Below are 19,333 nucleotides of genomic sequence, written 5' to 3' on the forward strand. Positions count from 1 at the left end.
TAGGAAGAGCGGCGGAGAAGGGCCTCGTCTGTTCCGACGAGATCGGAGAAAGGTGTTCCGGGTTCCAATCGGTCAAATCGTCGAATCAGACGAGGTCGGGGCTTTTTTCGTGAGGGACACTGGCACAAACGTCCCGCTATAAACACAAGAACCCCAGGAGACAGCCATGCACGGACTTATGCAGGATCGGCCGCTGCTCATTTCCTCCATTATTGAGCACGCCGCCACCTTCCACCCGAACACCGAAATCGTCACCAAGACCGTTGAAGGAGACATCCACCGCACCAACTACGCCGAGATCCGCGACCGCTCCAAGCAGGTGGCCAACGCCCTGGCAAAGCTCGGGATCAAGCAGGGGGACTGCGTCGGCACCCTGGCCTGGAACACCTTCCGGCACTTCGAGCTGTACTACGGCGTCTCCGGCAGCGGAGCGGTCCTGCACACGGTGAACCCGCGCCTGTTTCCGGAGCAGATTGATTACATCGTCAACCATGCGGAGGACCAGGTGTTGTTCTTCGACACCACCTTCGCCCCGCTGGTGGAGAAAATGGCGCCGGCCTTCAAGAGCGTGAAGGCGTTCATCGCCATGACCGACCGCGCCCACATGCCGGACATCGATGTGCCCAACCTGCTGTGCTACGAGGAGCTCGTACAGGCTGAATCCACCGAGTTCGAGTGGCCGGAGTTCGAGGAGCGCACGGCCTCATCCCTGTGCTATACGTCCGGCACCACCGGCAACCCCAAGGGCGTGCTCTACTCCCACCGCTCCACGGTGATCCACTCCCTGATGGAGCTGGCGCCGGACGCGTTCGATTTCAGCAGCAAATCCACCCTGCTGCTGGTGGTACCCATGTTCCACGCCAACGCCTGGGGCGTACCCTACTCCGCCCCCATGGCCGGCTCGAAGATGGTACTGCCGGGACCCCATGTGGATGGCGAGAGCATCTTCCAGCTGATGCGCGACGAGAACGTCACCTTCTCCCAGGGCGTGCCCACTATCTGGCTGATGCTGTTCCAGTACCTGGACGCCAATCCGGAGGCGGACCTGCGCAAACTGACCCACCTGGAAGGCGTGGGTGTGGGTGGCGCCGCGCCCCCCGCCGCCATGATCGAACGTTTCCGCAATTCAGGCATTAAAATGGTCCAGGGCTGGGGCATGACCGAGACCAGCCCCATCGGCGTGATCAACAAGCCACTGCCCAAGCACGAGTCCTGGTCCGACGATGAGCGCACGAAACTGACCGCCATGGCGGGCCGGGGTGTCTGGGGCGTGGAGATGAAGATTGTCGACGACAACGGCAACCGCAAGCCCTGGGATGGTGTGGCCTCAGGTCACCTCTATGTTCGCGGCCCCTGGATCTGCAGCGGCTACTACAAGGGCGAGGGCGGCAACCCGCTGGATGACGAGGGTTACTTCGGCACCGGCGACATAGCCACCATCAACCCGGACGGCTTCCTGCAACTGGTGGACCGATCCAAGGACGTGATCAAGTCCGGCGGCGAATGGATTTCCTCCATCGAGCTGGAAAACGCCGCCGCCTCCCACCCGAAGGTGGCAGAAGCAGCGGTGATCGGCATCCCCGACCCGAAGTGGACCGAACGGCCCCTACTGCTGGTGGTCACCCGGGATGACCAGGAGATGGAAAAGGAGGAAATGATCGACTTCCTGAGCGACCACGTGGCCAAGTGGTGGCTGCCGGACGATGTCATCTTCCTGGATGAACTGCCCCACACCGCCACCGGCAAGCTGCTCAAGACCAAGCTGCGGGAAGAGTTTGGCGGCATGAAACCCGCCAGGGTCTCCTGAACCAACCATCGGACTGCCCTCCCCGGAGGGCGGGTACCCGCAGGAGCGCCAGCCATGATTGATCCCGCGTTCGTTGGCTACGAGACCCGCCCCCATACCCAGATGGTGGAGGCGGGCCGGTTACGCTTCTTTGCCAAAACCATTGGCGAGGACAACCCCGTGTACCTGGACGAGGGTGCGGCACAGGCCGCGGGCTGGCCATCCCTGCCGGTGCTGCCCACCTTTCTGTTCTGCCTGGACCTGGAACGTGATGATCCCCTGGACTACATGACAGCCCTTGGTATCGAACTGGGCAAGGTCCTGCACGGGGAACAGCACTTCGACTACCACCGGATGGTCTGCGCCGGTGACCGGCTGACCTTCCGTTCCCGGGTTACCGATATCTACCAGAAAAAGGCGGGCAGCCTGGAGTTTGTGGTGCGGGAGACCGCGGTGTTCCGGGAGAATGGAGGGCCCACCCCGGAGAGAGTGGCCGATCTCCGTTCCACTATTATCATCCGTCACAGGTAGAACTCCATGAGCACGACTGTCGATATCGCTTCCCTGAGGGTCGGGGACGAGATTCCGGCCCTGACCACACCGCCCATATCCAGGCTGACCCTGGCACTCTATGCCGGGGCCTCCGGCGACCATAATCCGATTCATGTGGACCTGGATTTTGCCCGCTATCATGGAATGGACGATGTCTTTGCCCACGGCATGCTCGCCTCTGCCTACCTGGGACGCATGCTGACCAACTGGCTGCCCCAGGAGGCTCTGATCAGTTTCGGGATGCGGTTTGTCGCCATCTCCCAGGTGCACGACGAATTAAGCTGCCGGGGTCACATCATCGAGCGCTTCGAGGAGGAAGGTGAGCAGCGGGCACGCCTGGAGCTTCGCGTCGTCAACCAGTATGGCGACACCCGGGTGGTGGGTGATGCGGTAGTCCGGCTCAGTTCATGATTTACAGTCCCCCCAGGATCAAACCCGGAGAGTCTTCCCAATGAGCACGACACCCCGCTTTACCATCCGCCACGAACACCATTTCGGTGACCGTGTAGTCCGCTGTTACCAGGAACGCCCGGCCAGCGTGCTGGCCTCCTTCCTGGCCTCGGTGGAACGGGCGCCGGAGGCGGACTGTATCGTCTGCGAAGGGCAGCGGCTCAGCTATCAGGAAGTGGCAGACCGGGCGGACGCCATGGCAGCACAACTCCGGCACCGGGGCGTTGAGCCCGGTGACCGGGTAGGACTGCTGATGGGTAACAGCACGGAACTGGTGCTGACCATCCTGGGTGTCCTGCGGGCCGGCGCCATCGTCATGCCCCTGAACATCCGTGAGCAGGCGCCGGGGCTGCGCTACATGCTGGAGCACTCCGACGCCAGGGCCGTCGTCTACCACGCCGACCAGGCCAACAAGCTGCCATCCCCCGATGACCTGCCGGGGCTTCGCCACCGGTTCGCCATTGGTGGCGGAGACGACCACAGTGAGCCCTTCGACAACCTGCTGAAGGACGCGGGAACCGACCTGCCGCTGCCGTCGACAAAGGAAGAAGACCCCGCCGTCATCCTCTATACCTCAGGCACCACCGGAAAACCCAAGGGGGTCATCCTGACCCACTTCAACATTATCCATTCGGTGATGCACTTCCAGCACACCATGGCGCTGGGGGAAGGCGAACGCAGCCTGCTGGTGGCCCCGGGCAGCCATGTCACCGGGCTGGTGGCCAATATCCTGACCATGACCCATGTGGCCGGTGCCACTGTGGTCATCCCCGCCTTTGATGCCGTGCAGGCGGTGGAACTGATCGCCCGGGAGAAAGTCACCCATACGGTCATGGTGCCGGCCATGTACAACCTGTGCCTGCTGCGCACCAATTTCCGGGACCACGACCTCAGCACCTTCCGTATCGGCGGCTTCGGCGGCGCCCCCATGCCGGAGAGCACCATTGCCCAACTGCGGGAGCAACTGCCGGACCTGGAGCTGATCAACGCCTACGGCGCCACCGAGACCACCTCGCCCTCCACCTGCCTGCCCCTGGGCGACGCTGGCCGCCATGCCGACAGTGTCGGATTGGTAGTGCCCTGCGGCGACATCCGCATCATGGATGATCACGGCCGGGAAGTGGCGCCGGGGGAATCCGGCGAGCTGTGGATCAGCGGCCCCATGGTGTCACCGGGCTACTGGAACAACCCGGAAGCCAACGCCCGGGAGTTCACCGCCGGGCACTGGAAGTCCGGGGATATCGGTTCCATGGATGAACAGGGTTTTGTCCGCATCTTCGACCGCAAGAAGGACATGATCAACCGGGGCGGCTACAACATCTACAGCGTGGAGTTGGAGAACCTGATTATCAGCCACCCCGCGGTGGTGGAATGCGCGGTGATTCCCCATCCGGACGAGGTGCTGGGGGAGAAGATCCATGTGTTCGTGACCCGGGTGGAAGACCAGGGGTTGAGCGAAGACGACATCCGCCGGTTCTGCCGGGAGAACCTGGCGGACTACAAGACGCCGGATTATGTGACGATTCAGGAGGAGCCCTTGCCGCGGAATGCCAATGGGAAGTTGGTCAAGGCTGGTCTCAAGGAGCGGATTGGGGGCTAAGTCGGCAACAGGCTGGCTTTGTGCTTAACTGCTCCCCCCTCTCCCCGGCCCTCTCCCTCCAGGGGAGAGGGGGGAGTTTGCCGCTAATCTGTATCTGGACTTCACCCCTTAGTCTCCCCGAAACGTCGTTGTTTAAGTTTGCACAGGACAGTCCCCTCTCCCCTGGAGGGAGAGGGTTAGGGAGAGGGGGGAGCAGACGAGTTCGGGGCTAGATGGACTGCACCTGAAATGCAATGGAGAAAGCCTCCCGGCCCCGGACCTCGAAGATCAACGGTCCGATCAGGCTCCCTCATAAAGCGACTCAATCACTTCGGTATACTTCTCATGGATCTTGCTCCGCCGTACCTTCATGGTGGCAGTCACTTCGTCATCGTCGTGGTCCAGTTCCTTGGTGAGCAGGTGGAAACGCTTCACCTGTGCCACCTGCGGTAGCTGGTCATTCCCCCGGTTGATCTCGTCCTGAACCAGTGCGTTGACCCGTTCATGCTCCGCCAGGCTGCGGAAGGTGGTGTAGGCCACCCGCTCCTGCTCCGCCCATTTGGCCACCGTCTCGAAATCAATCTGGATCAGGGCGGACACATACTTGCGGGACTCGCCGATCACGATACATTCCTTGATGTAGGGGCTGGCCTTGATGGTGTTCTCGATCTCAGTGGGCGACAGGTTCTTGCCCCCGGCGGTGATCATGATGTCCTTCAGGCGGTCCACGATGCGCAGATGCTCGCCCTGCCACTGGCCCACATCGCCGGTGTGCAGCCAGCCATCCTTCAGGGTTTTGGCCGTGGCCTCGTCGTTCTTGTAGTAGCCCTGGAACATACTGCCACCCCGCAGCAGGATCTCGTCGTGCTCACCAAGCCTCACCTCCACACCGGTGATTGGCCTGCCCACGGTACCCAGCTGGATCTCGTCCAGGGGCTGGGCGGTGGCGACGCCGGTGCTTTCCGTCTGGCCGTAGACTTCCACCAGCGGCACGCCGATGGTGCGGAAAAACTCAAGGATGCCGGAAGAGATGGGCGCCGCCCCGGTCATGGCGATATGGCAGCGGCGCAGGCCCACATAGTTCTGCAGGGCCCGGAACACCAGCCAGTACCAGAACCCGTAACGGGCCCGGTCCATCCGGCTCCACCGGGCCTTCGGCTTTGTCGCCAGTGACGCGCAGGCGGCCATGGCCCGGTTGAACAGGGCCCGGCGCAGGCGACCGGTTTCCTGGATCTTGATGTAGATGGCCGAGTGCAGCTTCTCCCAGATACGGGGCACCCCAAGGAAAAAGGTGGGCGCGATTTCCCGCAGGTCCTCCTGCACCGTGCGCAGGCTTTCGCCAAAGCTGACGGTGCTGCCCACGTACAATGGCCCGATATTGGTGAAGGCCTGTTCAGCCACATGGCACAGGGGCAGGTAGGACAAGCTGGTGTCCTGCTCATCGATGGCCAACAGCTCAATCAGCCCCGGCGCCGCCGCGTACAGATTACGCCAGGAAATCATGGCGCCCTTGGGCCGCCCGGTGGAGCCGGAGGTGTAGATCATCAGCGCGGTTTCATCCATGCCCTGCTGGTCCAGCAGTTCATCCACAATGCCCGGATACTCCCCCTCGTAGGCCACACCCATGGCCTCCACTTCCCCGAAGGGGGTGGGCGGATCCGGGTAATGGCGCAGGCCCTTCATGTCGATCACCACGTTGTGCCTGAGACGGGGTAACTGCGGCCAGGCTTCCAGCACCTTGTCGGTCTGTTCCTGGTCCTCGCAGATCACCATGGTGCTGTCGCTATGCTCCAGCACGTAGGCCACTTCATTCCAGGGGCTGGTGGGGTAGACCCCGACACAGATGCCCCGCACCATGCCGATGCCCATCTGGGCGATCACCCATTCCACCCGGTTCTCGGAGATGATCGCCACGTGGCCACCGGGCTCCAGTCCCAGGGCTTTCAGCCCCAGGCCGAACTGCCAGGCACGGCGGTAGAAGGTCTGCCAGTCGATGGCCTGCCAGATGCCGAAGTCCTTCTGGCGCAGGGCCAGATCATTGGGCCGCTGGCGGGCATGTTCCCGCAGCATCTGTGGCAGGGTCAGTTCGGGTAATTCCGGTCGGGTCATGACAACCACCGTTTACGACGCTTGTAGTGCTTGATGTCCCGGTAACTGCGGGCTTCCCCGTCCTTGCCGCCGACACCCAGGTAGAACTCCTGCACGTCCTCGTTGTCGGTGAGCCGGTCCGCCGGTCCGTCGATCACGATCTTGCCGTTTTCCATGATGTAGCCGTAGGAGGCGATGGCCAGGGATACCGCCGCATTCTGCTCCACCAGCAGGATCGCGGTGCCCTGCTCGCGGTTGATACGGGCGACGATCTCGAAGATCTCCTCCACCAGCAGCGGCGCCAGCCCCAGGGAAGGCTCGTCCAGCATGATCAGCTCGGGCCGGGCGATCAGTGCCCGCCCCAGGGCCAGCATCTGCTGCTCACCGCCGGAGAGGTAACCCGCCAACTGACGCCGGCGTTCCTTCAGTCGGGGAAAGTAGTCATAGACCAGCTCGTACCCCCCGGAGCGGGAGGATTCCCGCCCGGTCAGGGCATAGGTGGCCGCCACCAGGTTTTCCTCCACGGTGAGATCCTCGAACACCCGCCGGCCTTCCATGACATGGAACAGGCCATCCCGCACCAGTTTCTCCGGCGGCCGGGTCTTCACGCTCTGGCCGTTGAGGCGGATATCCCCGGCGGTGACCTCGCCATCCTCCAGGGACAGCAGACCGGACACGCTCTTGAGGGTGGTGGACTTGCCGGCTCCGTTGGACCCCAGCAGCGCGACAATGGCGCCCCTGGGGACCCTCAGGGACAGGCCCCGCAGGACCTGCACCGTCTTGTTGTAGACCACCTCAATGTTGTCGACTTCCAGAACGGCGTCCATACCGGCCTCAGTCAAGGTGAATCCAGTCGGATACCGGCTCGTAACGGCCTTCTTCCGCGTTCACCCGCCAGATACGGCCCACCGGGAAGGACATGTCCTTCACTGTCACCGGGATACCGATGATGCCGCCGGTGTCCCAGTCCTCGATGGAGGCCAGGGATTCGGCCATATTGTCGGCGGTGAGTTCCTTGCCGGCGTCCAGGGTGCGCTCAATCACCTCGGTCCAGACCATGGCGTTGAACCAGCCCTGCATGTAGCCGGTGGGACGGTAGCCTGCTTCCGGGTCGCTTTGCTCGGCCTGGGCCCGCAGGGCATCCAGCATGGGGCCGCTGTCCGGGCTGTCGTAGTAGTTGTAGGGCATGACACCCATGTAGCCGTCGGCGTCCTCACCCATCTTGTCGATGATCAGCTTGTCGGAGGACCAGAAGGTGCCCATGAACTGGGTGTCCAGCCCCATCTGACGCATCTGCACCATGAACTCGTTGATGGGCGAGAGTACATAGCCGTGGAACACCACATAATCCGGGCGCACGCGACGCAGCTTCAGCACCTCGGCGGACACATCCACACTGCCCGGCTTGGTGACGATCTCCTCAACCACCTCAATGCCCAGATCGGCGGCCCTGGCCTTGCCGTTCTCGATGGGGTCCTTGCCGAACTCGGTATCGCTGTAGACGAACGCCACCGTGGGCATGTCGCCGCCTTCACCCTGGCTGGCGATGTACTCCAGGATGATGCCGAACATCTGGCTGTAGCTGGGTCCCGGAATGAACTGGTAGGGGTACTGCTCGTTGTCGGTGAGGGCCGTGGCGAAGGAGGCGCCGCTCATCAGCGTGGTGTTCATGCTGTTCAGCTCGGAGGAGATGGCCTTCATGAAGCCCGTGCTGTCGCCGTAGTAAACCGCGGGTGACTCACTGCCGGAGATCTTCTTGAAGGCTGCGACCGACCGGTCCACCTCATAGGCGGTGTCCTCCATCACGTACTCCACCGGGTGGCCGTTGATGCCGCCCTGACTGTTGATCCAGTCGGTGTAGTCGGTCAGGCCGGCGTGGATATGGATGCCGGCAAAGGCAAACACCCCGGACAGGGGAATGGAGCCACCAAACACGATCGGCTCCTTGTCCTGGGCCATGGCCGGAGCGGCCAGTCCCAGGGCGGCCACAAAGCTGGAAATACCAGCCAGCCGGCGGCCCTTCTGCATCAGTTGGTTGAACATGGTGTGTCTCCTTGCTTCTTGTTGTTGGGGCTGTCGGGTCGGTCTGTTGGTGTTGTCGGGTTAATGGCGTCCACCGCCTTGGTCAGCTGCGGAACGGCCACAGGTGGAAGAAGCGGCGTATACGACGCCATATTTCCGCCAGCCCGTGGGGCTCGAAAATCAGGAAACCGACGATCAGGGCGCCGAAGATAATCTCCAGCATCGGTGACATGAACACCGGGGCATTGGGCCAGATCGGCGTCATTACCGCCGTCAGCAGTTTCAGCGCCTCCGGCACCAGGGTCATGAAGGCGGCTCCCAGGATGCCCCCCAGCAGGTTGCCCATACCGCCGACGATCACCGCCGCCAGGTAGAAAATGGACATGGACAGCGGGAAGCTCTCCGGTGTCACCACCCGATAGAAATAGGCAAACAGGCCTCCGGCCACACCGGCGTAGAACGAGCTGAGGGCAAAGGACATCAGCTTGTACTTCAGTAGGGGGATGCCCAGGATCTCAGCGGAAATATCACGATCACGGATCGCAATGAAAGCCCGCCCCACCCGGGTTCGGAACAGGTTCTTTGCCGCCAGCAGGGCCAGTACCGCCAGCGGCACAATGATGAAGTACATGGCGAAGTCGCTGCGGAATTCGAGCCCGAACAGGTGGGCCGGGTCCAGGCTCAGACCCTCCATGCCGCCGGTCACCGGCTCCCACTCCGCAAAAATGAAATGCAGGAACACGCTGGCCGCCAGGGTGGCGATGGCCAGGTACAGCCCTTTCACCCGCAGGGACGGCAGACCCACGAGAATGCCCACCGCCGCGGCCACCAGCCCTGCCGCCAGCAGGGTCACCGGGAACGGCAGGCCCGTGTTGATGGACAGCCAGGCCACGGTGTAAGCGCCGACTCCCATGAAACCCGCCTGCCCCAGGGAAATCAGCCCGGTGTAGCCGGTAAGGATATTCAGGCCGGTGGTGCTGATGATGGCAATCCCCACCAGGCAGCCCAGGTACAACAGGTAGGAACTGGCCAGGAACGGGAACGCCAGCAATACCGCCAGCAGCAGCGCAAACCAGGTTTTCTGGGTGCTGCTGGTCCAGATGGCCTCGTCGGCCAGGTAGGTCTGTTTGGCGTCGCCGATGCGCATCTTACACTCGCTCTATTTCGTGGGTTCCGAACAGGCCGTAGGGTTTGAACACCAGAATCACCGCCAGTACCGCAAAGGTGGCGGGCATGCGGTATTCGCCCCCCAGGTAGGCGCCTGCGACGGTTTCCAGCCAGCCGATGAATACCCCGGCAATCAATGCTCCGAGGATGCTGTCCAGACCGCCGACAATCACTACCACCAGCACACTCAGGCCGATAATGCCGAATTGGGGACTGAGGCCACCGGTGGCCGCCACCAGGATGCCCGCCAGGGACGCCGCCAGGGACCCGAACACCCAGGCCAGGTTGAACACCCGGCGCACGTTGATGCCCATGGAGTAGGCCGCCGCCTGGTCCGATGCCGTGGCCCGCAGCGCTACCCCGCCCCGGGAGAAGCGGAAATACAGCAGGTAGAGCACCAGCACCGCCATGCCGATGAGGAAACCGTAGGCAATCTTGGGGGCGAGATACATGGGGCCGATAAACACCGGCTCCCGTGGCAGGAACGATGGCAGCAACTGGGGATCGGCGGTCCAGACCAGTTCCACCAGACCCACCAGGATGCTGGCGATACCGATAGTGACCATCACCACGGAAATGGGCGACTCCCCCAGCATGGGGCGGATCATGGTTTTCTCGATCACACCCCCCAGCAGGGCACCACCGATTACGGCCAGGGGCACCGCCAACCAGGGCGACAACTCCATGCCGCCGGCAAATGCCAGGAACAGGTAGGCGGCAAACATCATGATCTCGCCGATGGCGAAATTGATGACCCGGGTGGCCTTGTAGATGATCACAAAGCCCAGGGCGATCAGGGCATAGAGTCCGCCCATGGCCAGCCCCGCCAGGCTGATCTCACCAAAGAACAGCCAGTCCATCAGGCCGCCTCCCGGTCCGGGTTGAGTCGCTTGCGCAGGCTATCGATATCGCTGTTGCCCAGGTAGGCCTTGATCACTTCGGGATTCTGCTGGACCTCGGCGGGAGCGCCCTCGGCGATCACCTGACCGAAGTTGAGTACGGCGATGTGGTCGGAGATATCCATCACCATGCCCATGTCGTGCTCCACCATCAGCACGGTGATGTCCCATTCCTCCCGGATATCCAGGATAAACCGGGCCATGTCCTCTTTCTCTTCCCGGTTCATACCGGCCACCGGCTCATCCAGCATCAGCACCTTCGGGCGCATGGCCAGGGCCCGGGCCAGCTCCACCCGCTTCTGCAGGCCATAAGGCAGGCTGGCCACCGGTTGGCGGCGGATATGGTCAATCTCCAGGAAGTCGATAATGCGGCGCTCCACCTCCTCACGGATCTCCATTTCCTCCCGGCGGGCGCGACCATAGTAGGCCAGCGAGCCCAGCAGGCCGGTTTTCATATGCACATGGGCGCCGAGTTTGATGTTGTCGAGCACAGTCATGCCCCGGAACAGGGCGATGTTCTGGAAAGTACGGGCGAGACCCAGGGCCGCCCGCTTCGGGGGTTTAAGGCCCTTGAGGGGCTCACCCTGATAATGGATCTTTCCGTGCTGGGGTTTGTAGAAGCCTGAAATACAGTTAAACAGCGAGGTCTTGCCGGCACCGTTAGGACCAATCACGGTGGTGATCGTGTCCCGCGGCACCCGGAAACTGACATCCTGCAGCGCGTGCACGCCACCAAAGGAAAGCGACAACTGGCTGATTTCCAGTATATTCACAACGCCTCCATGTGCTGACCCGCACCGATACGCCAGCTGTCCAGTCGGGCCGGGGGTTCCTGGAGCGGATCAATAGTTGTTGTTTTTATCTATTCGCTAGATTGCTGGGGCGGCAGCGGGAAAAAATCGTCCATTCCGACGATATTTCACGTCTTTTGGCGGCCAGCGGTTCCAGTGTCAGGCCCAGCAAAATCGTCCATAGCGACGATAGGGGGACAGGGCCGTGTGGCCTATGGTCTGGTGTAGTACAACTGTCCCGATTCATACGCTCCAGAAAGGCCCTGCACCATGAGCGGTACCAGCCAGACCGACTTCGATCCCGAGGCATTGCTCGGCTACCTGAAAACGCACCTGCCCGAACTCGCCAGTCCCGTTAACGCTGGCGACGCCTCCATCACGCCTATCTCCGGCGGCCAGTCCAATCCCACCTATTTCGTGACCGTGGGCGACCGTGAACTGGTGCTGCGCAAGGCCCCCAACGGCGAACTCCTGCCCGGTGCCCACCGGGTGGACCGGGAGTACCGCATCATGGATGCTCTGTCGGATTCCGGGGTACCGGTGCCGGATATGGTGCGACAGGAAAACGACAAGAGTGTGTTGGGTGCCGCCTTCTACCTGATGGAACGACTGCACGGGCAGGTTTTCCATGAAAGCACCCTGCCAGACCACAAGCCCGAGGCAAGGTCCGCCATATACCGCCACAAGGCCCAGGTTCTGGCCAACCTTCACCGGGTGGATGTCGCTGACAAAGGGCTGGCGGATTACGGTCGCACAGGCCCCTTCTTCAGTCGCCAGATCCATCGCTGGACCAAGCAGTGGGAACTGTCGAAGACCCGGGAAATTCCCGAGATCGATCAACTTGCCCAGTGGCTGAAGGACAACGACGACGGCGACGAAACCTCCACCCTGGTACACGGCGACTACCGCATCGGCAACCTGATGATCCACCCCTCCGAGCCCCGTATTGTCGGTGTGCTGGACTGGGAACTGTCCACCCTGGGCCACCCCCTGGCGGACCTGGCCCATGCCACCGCCATGTGGCATATCACGCCAGAAGAGTATGGCGGACTGATGGGCGCGGATCTGAAGGCACTGGGCATTCCGGAACGTCAGGAATTTGAGGACATTTACCTTGAGGCCGCCGGGTTCAGCAACGGCCTGACCACCTTCCACCATGTCTTTGCCCTGTTCCGGTGGGCGGTGATATTCCAGGGCATCGCCAAGCGGGCCGAGGAAGGCAACGCCGCCTCTGACAACGCCGCCACCGTCGGGGCCCTGGCCATTGCCTTGGGACGACGCGGGGCGGACATGCTTTCCGGTGATCGCTAGCCGGCCCGGCTCATCGACTCCGCCCATCCAGGCGCAGTATCCTGATTGCAGACACTGAAAACCGAAGGTAACTCACCGTGACCAACGATCCGATTGTTATCACCAGCATCGCCCGCACCCCCATGGGGGGCTTCCAGGGCGACCTGAAAAACCTGTCCGGCACCGACCTGGGCGCCACGGCCCTCAAGGCGGCGTTGCAGCGCTCGGCCATGGGCAGCAAGGACATCAGCGAGGTGATGATGGGCAACGTGCTGCCCGCCGGCCTGGGCCAGGCACCGGCACGGCAGGCGGCGCTGGGCGCCGGGCTGGACCTGTCCACCCCCTGCACCACCATCAGCAAGGTTTGTGGCTCCGGCATGAAGGCCGCCATGCTGGCCCATGACCTGATCACCGTAGGCAGCGCCGATATCATCGCCGCCGGCGGCATGGAGAGCATGACCAACGCTCCCTATCTGGTGCCGAAGATGCGAGGTGGCGCCCGCCTGGGCCATGCCGAGATGCTGGACCATATGTTCTTCGACGGGCTGGAGGATGCCTACGACAAGGGCCGGTTGATGGGCACCTTCGCCGAGTCCTGTGCGGACCATTACGCCTTTACCCGTGAGCAGCAGGACGAATACGCCCTGGCCTCCCTGGACCGGGCCCTGAAGGCCATCAAACAGGGCCATTTCCGCAATGAGATCACGCCAGTGGACACTGGCAAAGGCATGGTGGACACCGACGAGCAGCCCGGCAAGGCCCGCCCGGACAAGGTCCCCTCCCTGAAGCCGGCCTTCCGCAAGGACGGCACGGTGACGGCGGCCAATTCCTCCTCGATTTCCGACGGCGGTGCGGCGCTGGTGCTGATGCGCCGGTCCGAGGCGGAGAAGCGGGGCCTGACACCGCTGGCGACCATTCGCGGCCACAGCAGCCACGCCCGGGCCCCGGAGTGGTTTACCACGGCACCCGTGGGCGCCATCCAGCACCTGATGGAAAAGACCGGCTGGAGCGTATCGGATGTGGACCTGTTCGAGATCAATGAGGCGTTTTCGGTAGTGCCCCTGGCGGCCATGAAGGAGCTGGATATCCCCCACGACAAGGTGAATGTGCATGGCGGGGCCTGTGCCCTGGGCCATCCGCTGGGGGCGTCCGGGGCGCGGATTATCGTGACCCTGTTGGGGGCGATGCAGACCTATGATCTGAAGCGTGGGGTGGCTTCATTGTGTATTGGTGGGGGTGAGGCTACGGCTATTGCCCTTGAGCGCGGATAGCAATAAAGCTCCGAAACCGCCCCCAAACTTCGAGGTCAGTGATGGGCGTGGGGGCTTTCAGAGCAGCGCCATGGATGGCGCGGTGCAAGGTCGGTACAGGATGTACCGTGAATTGCAGCGGCGAAAGCCCCCACGCCTATCGCTGACCTGCACCGATGTTTGATCTGCTTAAGGTTCAGGACCGGAAAATCCAAACTCGTTATGTATGCCGGGATCGGTGCGACAGCCCGGCAGGTGGGTAGGGTCTTTCTCCACCGCAATTCAGGGGCCATCCCTGGCAACCCACCTTGCTCCGCGCCTTCCCTGGCGCTGTTCCGAAAGACCCTACCCACCCACCGGGCTGCCCATAGTTTGGTGCCAGGTCAAACTCAGCAAAGGGATCTACACCTTGGGATCCGCAAACCTCGGCGCCCTTTTCTCCAGATTGGCATACACCGCCTCCACCTGATTCGGGCTGCCAATAATGGCCTCCTGCTCCCGGGACTCTTCCAGCAGGATTCGGGCGGCATGTTCCTTCGGGGTGATGGCGTCGTTAAGCATACGCTTCATGGCGCGGATGGCATCGGGGCTCTTGCCGGCGATGGCCTGGGCCTGGGTGAGGGCTTCCTCCCGGGGGTTGCCGGCGATGCGGGTGGCCAGGCCTACGTCCAGGGCTTCCTGTCCGGAGAGGATACGACCGGTGTAGCACAGCTCCCGGGCGATGTCCGGGCGCACCAGTTCGTTGACCAGCACCATGCCGCCCATGTCCGGCACCAGGCCCCATTTGATCTCCATCACCGCCCACTGGGAGTCCGGGGTGGCGTAACGGAAGTCCGCGCCGAGGGCGATCTGCAGGCCGCCGCCGAAACAGACGCCATGCACCGCCGCAATTACCGGCACCGGTACTTCCCGCCACACCATGGCCACGTACTGAGCCAGGTTGGAGTCGCCGTGGGTTCTCTTCTCCAGACCTTCAGTGGTGGAACTGGGCTGGCCCTCAGCCATTCTGGAGAAGTTGCCCATATCCAGGCCCGCACAGAAGCAACGGCCTTCGCCGCTGACGACAACCGCCCTCACCGTGGGGTCGTTCTTCAGGGACTCCCCCGCGGCTGCCAGATCGGCAAACATCCCGGTGCTGATGGCGTTCATCTTGTCGGGGCGATTGAGGCGAACCTCGACCACGCCTTCATGTTCAGTGCGGATAACCTGTACGGTTTCGGACATAGTGACTTCCTCGATAGCAGCAGGCCCGCTCAGGTGGAGCGTTTGGCCTTGTCCTGATTGTTAATAGCGGTAATGGCTTCCCGGGCACGGCGCCATTCATCGTCGCCCCAGGCGGCCAGGGCGGAGAAGTTGGCGCCGTCCGCCTGGTACTGGCCACCGTCGATGGCGATGGTCTGGCCGTTGACGTATTCGGCGCCCGGTCCCAGCAGGAACACAGCCAGGTTGGCCAGTTCCGGGTAACGGCCGGGGCGGCCCATGGGGCTGTCCCCCAGGTCCATTTCTCCCAATGGTCCCAGACGTTTGCTCATGCCTTCGGTGGGGAAAAGGCCCGGGGCGATGGCGTTGAGGCGGATGCCGCGGTTGCCCCACTCTACCGCAAGTGACTGGGTCATGGCATTAATGCCGGCCTTGGACATGGCCGAGGGCACCACGAACGGCGATCCGTTCCAGACCCAGGTGGTGACAATGGACACCACCGACGCCGGTTTGCCTTCCGCCAGCCAGCGCTTGCCGCAGCTCTGGGTCACCAGGAAGCTGCCCCGGAACACGATATTGGCGACGGCATCAAAGGCCCGGTGGGACAGGTCCTCGGTGCGGCTGACAAAGTTGCCGGCAGCGTTATTCACCAGGCCAGTGAGGGCGCCGCCGTCGTCCCAGATCTGCTGGACCATGGCGTCGATGGCCTCCGGGCTGCGGATATCGCAGGGGATGGGGGTGACCCTGCCGCCATGGCGTCCCGTCAACTCGCTGGCGGTCTCTTCCAGCACACTGCCCCGGCGGCCACAGATATACACATGGGCCCCCAGGATCAGACAGGCTTCGGCCATTTCCTTACCCAGCCCGGTGCCACCACCGGTCACCAGGATGCGTTCGCCGTCCAGGAGGCCTTTCCGGTACATCAGTTCTTCTGCGTTCATGATGGTTCTCCTTCGCGGGCATATCGGGGTTCGCGCTTTTCCAGGAAGGCACTCACTCCTTCCTGGAAATCATCATCCTGCACACACAGGATCTGGTTGCGGTCCTCCAGGGCCACCACCGCTTCCAGGCCCTGGGCGTCGATGGCCAGGCCCAGGGCTTCCTTGGTCAACCGCAACCCCAGGGGCGTGGCCCGCAGCATGTCCGCCACCAGGCCGTCGGCATGCTCATGGAGCTGCTCCAGCGGTGCCACCAGACTGGTGAGCCCCAGTTCCCGGGCCCTCTCGGCCTCGATAAAACGACCGGTGAGCAGGTATTCCGCCGCCACGGAGGCGCCGACCATGCGGGGCAGGAAGTAACTGACACCCACATCACAGCCACTGAGCCCCAGTTTGATAAAGGCGGCGTTCATGCGGGCATCGGGGGTGAGCAGGCGGATATCACTGGCCAGGGCAATGGCAAAACCGCCACCGCTGGCGGAACCCTGCACGATGCTGATGATCGGCTGGGGACAGCGGCGCATGGCCACCATGATGTCCCGCACCGCCCGCTGCTCGTCCAGCGCGCCACCTACCCGGGGGTTGATCGGCGTCTGTGCCTGCTCCTTGAGGTCCAGCCCGGCGCAGAAGGCACGGCCCTCGCCGGCCAGCACCACCACGCGGATATCCCGACGATAGTAGAGTTCATTGAACCAGGTTCGCAGGGCCTGGATCAGGGGCCGGTCCAGGGCATTCAGGGCATCCGGTCGCGCCAGGGTGACACGGGCCACACCGCCGGACTCTTCAATGTTCAGGGAGGTGGGAAGATCTGACATGAGCGGTTTCCTCGCCAACGGCGGTGCCCCTTCGAGACACCACCGGGTTCTGTGGGATCCACTACATGATCATTTGATAAGCAAGCTCACACATCGTCGGAACGGACGAACCGGCAGGAGGTCGTAATCACCGGGAACTCAGCGGGGGACATTCCTGCACCAGTCTTTCGATCAGCTCCCCCGCTGGCATCTCCCGGGCCAGCGGCGCCCCCTGGCCCGCCCAGTGGGCCGCGAATGCCTGGCTCCCCTTTGCGGTTGCGGCAGCGGCCAGGGCCTTTCCCGCATCGTAGGCAATGGGATAGTCGGGTAGCGTCGGGGCGCCGGCCAGATCAACATCCGTATAAAAACGGTTCACAATGCCCCGGGCGGGGCGGCCCGAGATGGCGCTGGTAATCTGCGTGTGATGACTGCGGTCACTGCGCATCGCATCGCGATGGCCGGCACTGGCGCTGGACTCCGGGCACAGGATGAAAGCGGTGCCCAGTTGGGCGCCGGCTGCCCCCAGTTCCATCACGGCGCCGATGCCCTGGCCATCCATGATCCCGCCCGCCGCGACAACCGGCACGCGGCTATTGGCGCAGACCAGGCGGGTAAGGGGCAGGATACCCAGTTGCTGGTCGCCCTTCTCCGGCTCGAATACACCACGATGCCCCCCGGCCTCGGCGCCCTGGGCAACGATGGCATCCACGCCCGCGGCTTCCACCTTGACCGCCTCGTCGGGGGTTGTGGCGCAGCCAAAGGTCACGATGCCCGCCTCCTGAAGGGAGCGGATCCATTCCTTCGGCGGTAACCCGAAATGAAAACTGACCACCGCCGGCCGTTCCTCCAGGAGCATGTCCAGGGTTGAACGGTCTTCAGTGAAACTCCGGTAGGGCGCGTTCAGCGCCGACGGCGGGGTGGCATCGAACTCGTCGAAGAAGGGCCTGAGGTGGCTGACCCAGTTGGTCTCCCGCTCCGGGTCCGGCGTGGCGGCCTGGTGACAGAACACGTTGACGTTAAACGGTTTGTCCGTCAGCGCACGGGTGGCGGCAATCATCTCCCGCGCCTTTTCCACCGAACTGGCCCCGATCCCGATGGAGCCCAGGGCCCCGGCATTGGATACGGTGGCGGCCAGCTCGGGCGTGGAAACCCCCACCATCGGTGCCTGGACGATCGGGTACTGGATGTTGACGAGACGGGTCAGCGGATTCGAGAAGCTCATGGTGTTCCCCCTTGCGTAATGCGATCACATTATCATGCCATGATCGCCTGTGCCGCAGCGGGTGCCACGTAAGCCCGTTCCCCGGCGCATGCCTGCTGAACCGTTTGCAGGCCTGCCCGTCAACAACCGGTCAGAGCAGGTTCTTGAGTTCCCGGGCAATCAGAAGCCGCTGCACCTCGCTGGTGCCCTCGTAGATCTGGGTGATGCGGGCGTCCCGGTAAAGTCGCTCAACCCCGTAGTCTTCCAGGTAACCGTAGCCGCCGTGGATCTGGATGGCGTGAGAGCAGACTTCCTCCGCCAGCTCGCTGGCAAACAGCTTGGCCTGGGAAGCCTCCGACAGGCAGGGCTGGCCGGCGGTTTTCAGGCGGGCGGCGTGGACTACCAGCAGTCGTGCCGCATTCAGGCGGGTGTGCATATCCGCCAGCATGTTGGCGATACTCTGGTGCTCAGTGAGCGGCACCCCGAACTGCACCCGTTCACGGGCGTACTTCAGGGCTGCCTCGAAGGCCGCGCGGGCCACCCCCACCGCCTGGGCAGCGATGCCGATACGGCCACCTTCCAGGTTGGACAGGGCAATGTTCAGGCCCTTGCCCCGCTCTCCCAGCAGGTTTTCCTCGGGAATGCGGCAATCCTCCAGGGTGATGGCACAGGTGTCGGAGCCGCGGATGCCCAGCTTGTGCTCCATGCGGTCCACCCGGAAACCGGGGTTATCGGTGGGCACCAGGAAGGCGGACAGGCCGCGCTTGCCCTGGTCCGGGTCGGTCACTGCGAACACCACCGCCAGCCCGGCCCGCTTGCCGTTGGTGACAAACTGCTTGGCACCGTTGAGCACCCATTCGCCGTCCTTCAGTTCCGCCCGGGTCTTGAGGTTGTGGGCCTCGGAGCCAGCCTGGGGTTCAGTCAGACAGAAACAGCCGATGGTCTCGCCACTGGCCAGGGAGGGCAGCCAGCGTTTCTTCTGGTCCTCGGTGCCGTAGTTGAGCACCGGGGCGCAACCCACGGAGTTATGCACGCTCATCAGGGTACTGGTGGCGCAGCAGCCGGCGGCCACTTCCTCCACCGCCAGGGCGTAGGCGACGAAGTCCACGAAGCTACCGCCCCACTCCTCCGGCACCACCATGCCCAGCAGGCCCAGCTCGCCCATCTGCCGGATCACGGCCTCGTCGATATAGCCGGACTTGTCCCACTCCGCTGCCCGGGGCGCCAGTTCGCTCTGGGCAAACTGCCGGGCCATGTCGCGGATCATCCGCTGGTCTTCGTTGAACTCAATATCCTGCATGGTGGCGTTCTCTTGTTGTTCTCTGC

The 19,333-nt window shown here is 63.1% G+C and carries 17 protein-coding genes; 6 read left to right on the plus strand and 11 right to left on the minus strand.

Annotated elements, in window-relative coordinates:
• The first annotated feature begins 166 nt into the window (after positions 1-166).
• Genes ACJO2E_RS00110 through ACJO2E_RS00125 form a run of 4 tightly spaced genes read left to right on the plus strand, consistent with a single transcriptional unit; the run spans position 167 to position 4,388 of the window.
• On the plus strand, positions 167-1,807 hold the full coding sequence (locus tag ACJO2E_RS00110) for a long-chain-fatty-acid--CoA ligase (protein WP_406960692.1): 1,641 nt from the start codon (positions 167-169) through the stop codon (positions 1,805-1,807).
• 54 nt (positions 1,808-1,861) lie between these two features.
• Positions 1,862-2,317: a MaoC family dehydratase N-terminal domain-containing protein gene (locus tag ACJO2E_RS00115; protein ID WP_406960694.1), complete on the plus strand. Its 456-nt coding sequence runs from the start codon at positions 1,862-1,864 to the stop codon at positions 2,315-2,317.
• Between the two features lie 6 nt (positions 2,318-2,323).
• On the plus strand, positions 2,324-2,749 hold the full coding sequence (locus tag ACJO2E_RS00120) for a MaoC family dehydratase (RefSeq protein WP_406960695.1): 426 nt from the start codon (positions 2,324-2,326) through the stop codon (positions 2,747-2,749).
• Positions 2,750-2,789: 40 nt separating this feature from the next.
• On the plus strand, positions 2,790-4,388 hold the full coding sequence (locus ACJO2E_RS00125; protein ID WP_406960697.1) for a class I adenylate-forming enzyme family protein: 1,599 nt from the start codon (positions 2,790-2,792) through the stop codon (positions 4,386-4,388).
• A gap of 279 nt (positions 4,389-4,667) precedes the next feature.
• Here the strand turns inward: ACJO2E_RS00125 and ACJO2E_RS00130 are convergent, their stop codons facing one another.
• From ACJO2E_RS00130 to ACJO2E_RS00155, 6 genes are all read right to left on the minus strand, one after another.
• A complete protein-coding gene (locus tag ACJO2E_RS00130; RefSeq protein WP_406960699.1) occupies positions 4,668-6,476 on the minus strand; it encodes an AMP-dependent synthetase/ligase in 1,809 nt (602 codons plus the stop codon).
• Entirely contained in the window at positions 6,473-7,282 is an 810-nt protein-coding gene (locus tag ACJO2E_RS00135; protein WP_406960701.1) for an ABC transporter ATP-binding protein, read from the minus strand. Before ACJO2E_RS00135 ends, ACJO2E_RS00130 begins: the two co-directional genes overlap by 4 nt.
• A 7-nt stretch (positions 7,283-7,289) precedes the next feature.
• Positions 7,290-8,498, minus strand: coding sequence for an ABC transporter substrate-binding protein (locus tag ACJO2E_RS00140; RefSeq protein ID WP_406960703.1), 1,209 nt, complete (start codon positions 8,496-8,498; stop codon positions 7,290-7,292).
• An 82-nt stretch (positions 8,499-8,580) separates the two neighbouring features.
• Entirely contained in the window at positions 8,581-9,624 is a 1,044-nt protein-coding gene (locus ACJO2E_RS00145; protein ID WP_406960705.1) for a branched-chain amino acid ABC transporter permease, read from the minus strand.
• 1 nt (position 9,625) lies between these two features.
• Complete coding sequence (locus ACJO2E_RS00150; RefSeq protein ID WP_406960707.1) at positions 9,626-10,504, minus strand: branched-chain amino acid ABC transporter permease; 879 nt, start codon at positions 10,502-10,504, stop codon at positions 9,626-9,628.
• Complete coding sequence (locus ACJO2E_RS00155) at positions 10,504-11,316, minus strand: ABC transporter ATP-binding protein (RefSeq protein ID WP_406960709.1); 813 nt, start codon at positions 11,314-11,316, stop codon at positions 10,504-10,506. The genes ACJO2E_RS00150 and ACJO2E_RS00155 overlap by 1 nt, the downstream gene beginning before the upstream one ends.
• 288 nt (positions 11,317-11,604) lie before the next feature.
• Here ACJO2E_RS00155 and ACJO2E_RS00160 point away from each other — a divergent pair, with 288 nt between their 5' ends.
• Together ACJO2E_RS00160 and ACJO2E_RS00165 are read left to right on the plus strand one after the other, a co-directional pair.
• Positions 11,605-12,645, plus strand: a complete 1,041-nt coding sequence (locus ACJO2E_RS00160) for a phosphotransferase family protein (RefSeq protein ID WP_406960711.1) — start codon at positions 11,605-11,607, stop codon at positions 12,643-12,645.
• Positions 12,646-12,722: 77 nt separating this feature from the next.
• On the plus strand, positions 12,723-13,895 hold the full coding sequence (locus ACJO2E_RS00165; protein ID WP_406960713.1) for an acetyl-CoA C-acyltransferase: 1,173 nt from the start codon (positions 12,723-12,725) through the stop codon (positions 13,893-13,895).
• 381 nt (positions 13,896-14,276) lie between these two features.
• Here ACJO2E_RS00165 and ACJO2E_RS00170 read toward each other — a convergent pair whose 3' ends face one another.
• The 5 genes from ACJO2E_RS00170 to ACJO2E_RS00190 all read right to left on the minus strand — a co-directional run bounded on the left by ACJO2E_RS00170 (position 14,277) and on the right by ACJO2E_RS00190 (position 19,307).
• Complete coding sequence (locus ACJO2E_RS00170) at positions 14,277-15,098, minus strand: crotonase/enoyl-CoA hydratase family protein (RefSeq protein ID WP_406960715.1); 822 nt, start codon at positions 15,096-15,098, stop codon at positions 14,277-14,279.
• Between the two features lie 29 nt (positions 15,099-15,127).
• On the minus strand, positions 15,128-16,015 hold the full coding sequence (locus ACJO2E_RS00175) for an SDR family oxidoreductase (protein WP_406960717.1): 888 nt from the start codon (positions 16,013-16,015) through the stop codon (positions 15,128-15,130).
• Positions 16,012-16,827, minus strand: a complete 816-nt coding sequence (locus tag ACJO2E_RS00180) for an enoyl-CoA hydratase/isomerase family protein (RefSeq protein WP_406960719.1) — start codon at positions 16,825-16,827, stop codon at positions 16,012-16,014. The genes ACJO2E_RS00175 and ACJO2E_RS00180 overlap by 4 nt, the downstream gene beginning before the upstream one ends.
• A 127-nt stretch (positions 16,828-16,954) precedes the next feature.
• Positions 16,955-18,028, minus strand: coding sequence for an NAD(P)H-dependent flavin oxidoreductase (locus tag ACJO2E_RS00185; protein WP_406960721.1), 1,074 nt, complete (start codon positions 18,026-18,028; stop codon positions 16,955-16,957).
• Between the two features lie 130 nt (positions 18,029-18,158).
• On the minus strand, positions 18,159-19,307 hold the full coding sequence (locus ACJO2E_RS00190; protein WP_406960723.1) for an acyl-CoA dehydrogenase: 1,149 nt from the start codon (positions 19,305-19,307) through the stop codon (positions 18,159-18,161).
• Positions 19,308-19,333: the final 26 nt, after the last annotated feature.

This window comes from Marinobacter shunpengi (assembly GCF_045449695.1).
Classification (GTDB): Bacteria; Pseudomonadota; Gammaproteobacteria; order Pseudomonadales; family Oleiphilaceae; genus Marinobacter.

Bases quoted from the DNA above. Each gene is read 5' to 3' on its own strand.
- ACJO2E_RS00110 (WP_406960692.1), top strand. From the start codon at position 167: ATGCACGGACTTATGCAGGATCGGCCGCTGCTCATTTCCTCCATTATT.
- ACJO2E_RS00115 (WP_406960694.1), top strand. From the start codon at position 1,862: ATGATTGATCCCGCGTTCGTTGGCTACGAGACCCGCCCCCATACCCAG.
- ACJO2E_RS00120 (WP_406960695.1), top strand. From the start codon at position 2,324: ATGAGCACGACTGTCGATATCGCTTCCCTGAGGGTCGGGGACGAGATT.
- ACJO2E_RS00125 (WP_406960697.1), top strand. From the start codon at position 2,790: ATGAGCACGACACCCCGCTTTACCATCCGCCACGAACACCATTTCGGT.
- ACJO2E_RS00130 (WP_406960699.1), bottom strand. From the start codon at position 6,476: ATGACCCGACCGGAATTACCCGAACTGACCCTGCCACAGATGCTGCGG.
- ACJO2E_RS00135 (WP_406960701.1), bottom strand. From the start codon at position 7,282: ATGGACGCCGTTCTGGAAGTCGACAACATTGAGGTGGTCTACAACAAG.
- ACJO2E_RS00140 (WP_406960703.1), bottom strand. From the start codon at position 8,498: ATGTTCAACCAACTGATGCAGAAGGGCCGCCGGCTGGCTGGTATTTCC.
- ACJO2E_RS00145 (WP_406960705.1), bottom strand. From the start codon at position 9,624: ATGCGCATCGGCGACGCCAAACAGACCTACCTGGCCGACGAGGCCATC.
- ACJO2E_RS00150 (WP_406960707.1), bottom strand. From the start codon at position 10,504: ATGGACTGGCTGTTCTTTGGTGAGATCAGCCTGGCGGGGCTGGCCATG.
- ACJO2E_RS00160 (WP_406960711.1), top strand. From the start codon at position 11,605: ATGAGCGGTACCAGCCAGACCGACTTCGATCCCGAGGCATTGCTCGGC.
- ACJO2E_RS00170 (WP_406960715.1), bottom strand. From the start codon at position 15,098: ATGTCCGAAACCGTACAGGTTATCCGCACTGAACATGAAGGCGTGGTC.
- ACJO2E_RS00175 (WP_406960717.1), bottom strand. From the start codon at position 16,015: ATGAACGCAGAAGAACTGATGTACCGGAAAGGCCTCCTGGACGGCGAA.
- ACJO2E_RS00180 (WP_406960719.1), bottom strand. From the start codon at position 16,827: ATGTCAGATCTTCCCACCTCCCTGAACATTGAAGAGTCCGGCGGTGTG.
- ACJO2E_RS00185 (WP_406960721.1), bottom strand. From the start codon at position 18,028: ATGAGCTTCTCGAATCCGCTGACCCGTCTCGTCAACATCCAGTACCCG.
- ACJO2E_RS00190 (WP_406960723.1), bottom strand. From the start codon at position 19,307: ATGCAGGATATTGAGTTCAACGAAGACCAGCGGATGATCCGCGACATG.